The following is a 2,964-nucleotide window of genomic DNA, read 5'->3' on the forward strand; positions in this document are numbered from 1 at the left end:
TGATAACTTTTTAAAATTATCGAAGTTGATAGCTTCTAATCTATCAAACCTTTTTAACTGGTCAAGTTATTAAGGGTGCAGGGCGGATGCCTTGGCACTAGGAGCCGATGAAGGACGCGATAAGCTGCGATAAGCTTCGGGGAGTTGCACGTAAACTTTGATCCGAAGATTTCCGAATGAGGAAACTCACTTAGAGTAATGTCTAAGTATCATTAAGTGAATACATAGCTTAATGAGGGGAACTCAGGGAACTGAAACATCTAAGTACCTGAAGGAAGAGAAAGAAATTCGATTCCGTAAGTAGCGGCGAGCGAACGCGGAATAGCCCAAACCAATAAAGTTTTCTTTATTGGGGTTGCGGACATATCTTAAACGAAGAGGTATCGTAATTGAAGAGGTTTGGAAAGACCCACCACAGAAGGTAATAGTCCTGTATGTCAAACGAGAAAACTTCAGATATGATCCAGAGTACCACGGGACACGTGAAACCCTGTGGGAAGCAGGAGGGACCACCCTCCAAGGCTAAATACTACCTAGTGACCGATAGCGTATAGTACCGTGAGGGAAAGGTGAAAAGAACCCCGGGAGGGGAGTGAAATAGAACCTGAAACCCTGCACTTACAAGCTGTGGAAGCACATTTCTTGTGTGACCGCGTACTTTTTGTAGAACGGGCCAACGAGTTACGTTAAGTAGCAAGGTTAAGCACTTAAGGTGTGGAGCCGTAGCGAAAGCGAGTTTTAACTGAGCGTTCAGTTACTTGACGTAGACCCGAAACCGGGCGACCTACCCATGAGCAGGATGAAGCGAAAGTAAAATTTCGTGGAGGTCCGAACCCACGAGCGTTGAAAAGCTCGGGGATGACTTGTGGGTAGCGGTGAAATTCCAATCGAGCCCGGAGATAGCTGGTTCTCCCCGAAATAGCTTTAGGGCTAGCCTCAAGGTGAGAGATACGGAGGTAGAGCACTGAATGTCCTAGGGGGTATTGCACCTACCGAAGACTATCAAACTCCGAATGCCGTCATCTTATACTTGGGAGTCAGACTGTGGGTGATAAGATTCATAGTCGAAAGGGCAACAGCCCAGATCGTCAGCTAAGGTCCCTAAATGTAAGTTAAGTGGTAAAGGATGTGGGATTGCACAGACAACCAGGATGTTGGCTTAGAAGCAGCCACTCATTCAAAGAGTGCGTAATAGCTCACTGGTCGAGTGATCCTGCGCCGAAGATTTCCGGGGCTAAAACTTACTACCGAAGCTACGGCATCAGTAATGATGGGTAGGGGAGCTTCCCATACGGGTTGAAGCATGACCGTAAGGACATGTGGACAGTATGGGAGTGAGAATGTTGGCATGAGTAGCGAGATGTGGGTGAGAATCCCACAGGCCGTAAACCCAAGGTTTCCAGGGGAAGGTTCGTCCGCCCTGGGTTAGTCGGGACCTAAGCTGAGGCCGAAAGGCGTAGGTGATGGACAACAGGTTGATATTCCTGTACTACCGATAACCGTTTGAGAGATGGGATGACACAGTAGGATAAGCTAAGCACACTGTTGGTTATGTGTGCCCAAGCATTGAGGCAGTCAGAGTAGGTAAATCCGCTTTGACAATGCTGGGATGTGATGGGGAGCGAAATTTAGTAGCGAAGTAGCTGATTTCACACTGTCAAGAAAAGTCTCTATCGAGGTTAAAGGTACCCGTACCGCAAACCGACACAGGTGGGTGAGGAGAGTATCCTAAGGCCCGCGAGAGAACTGTTGTTAAGGAACTCGGCAAAATGACCCCGTAACTTAGGGATAAGGGGTGCCACCATACGGTGGCCGCAGAGAATAGGCCCAAGCGACTGTTTACCAAAAACATAGGTTTCTGCTAAGTCGCAAGACGATGTATAGGAGCTGACGCCTGCCCGGTGCTGGAAGGTTAAGGGGATCTGTTAGAGCAATCGAAGCAGTGAACTTAAGCCCCAGTAAACGGCGGCCGTAACTATAACGGTCCTAAGGTAGCGAAATTCCTTGTCGGGTAAGTTCCGACCCGCACGAAAGGCGTAACGATTTGGGCACTGTCTCAACAACAGACTCGGTGAAATTGTAATTCCGGTGAAGATGCCGGATACCTGCGACAGGACGGAAAGACCCCATGGAGCTTTACTGTAGCTTGACATTGGGTCTTGGTACTACATGTACAGGATAGGTGGGAGGCTTTGAAACCAGGACGCCAGTTTTGGCGGAGCCATCCTTGGGATACCACCCTTGTAGTACTGGGACTCTAACCATAGGCCATGAATCTGGTCTTGGGACACTGTCAGGTGGGCAGTTTGACTGGGGCGGTCGCCTCCCAAAAGGTAACGGAGGCGCTCAAAGGTTCTCTCAGTACGGTCGGAAATCGTACGTAGAGTGTAAAGGCAAAAGAGAGCTTGATTGCAAGACATACAGGTCGAGCAAGGATGAAAATCGGACTTAGTGATCCGGTGGTTCTGCGTGGAAGGGCCATCGCTCAACGGATAAAAGCTACCCTGGGGATAACAGGCTTATCTCCCCCAAGAGTCCACATCGACGGGGAGGTTTGGCACCTCGATGTCGGCTCATCACATCCTGGGGCTGTAGTAGGTCCCAAGGGTTGGGCTGTTCGCCCATTAAAGTGGTACGCGAGCTGGGTTCAGAACGTCGTGAGACAGTTCGGTCCCTATCCGTCGCAGGCGTAGGAAATTTGAGGAGACCTGTCCTTAGTACGAGAGGACCGGGATGGACGTACCTCTGGTGTACCAGTTGTTCTGCCAAGGGCATGGCTGGGTAGCTATGTACGGAATGGATAAGCGCTGAAAGCATCTAAGCGCGAAGCCAACTTCAAGATAAGATTTCCCACCGCAAGGGTAAGACCCCAGAAAGACTATCTGGTTGATAGGTCGAAGGTGTAAGTGCAGCAATGTATTTAGCTTATCGATACTAATAGGTCGAGGACTTGACCAATATTTA

At 49.3% G+C, this 2,964-nt stretch carries 1 rRNA gene; it reads left to right on the forward strand.

Features of this window, described 5'->3' with window-relative positions:
- The first annotated feature begins 59 nt into the window (after positions 1–59).
- Positions 60–2,958 (forward strand): 23S ribosomal RNA (locus tag KGF36_RS19795).
- Positions 2,959–2,964: the final 6 nt, after the last annotated feature.

The sequence above is a fragment of the Clostridioides sp. ZZV14-6009 genome, from assembly GCF_020658095.1.
In the GTDB taxonomy this organism is placed as follows: Bacteria; Bacillota; Clostridia; order Peptostreptococcales; family Peptostreptococcaceae; genus Clostridioides.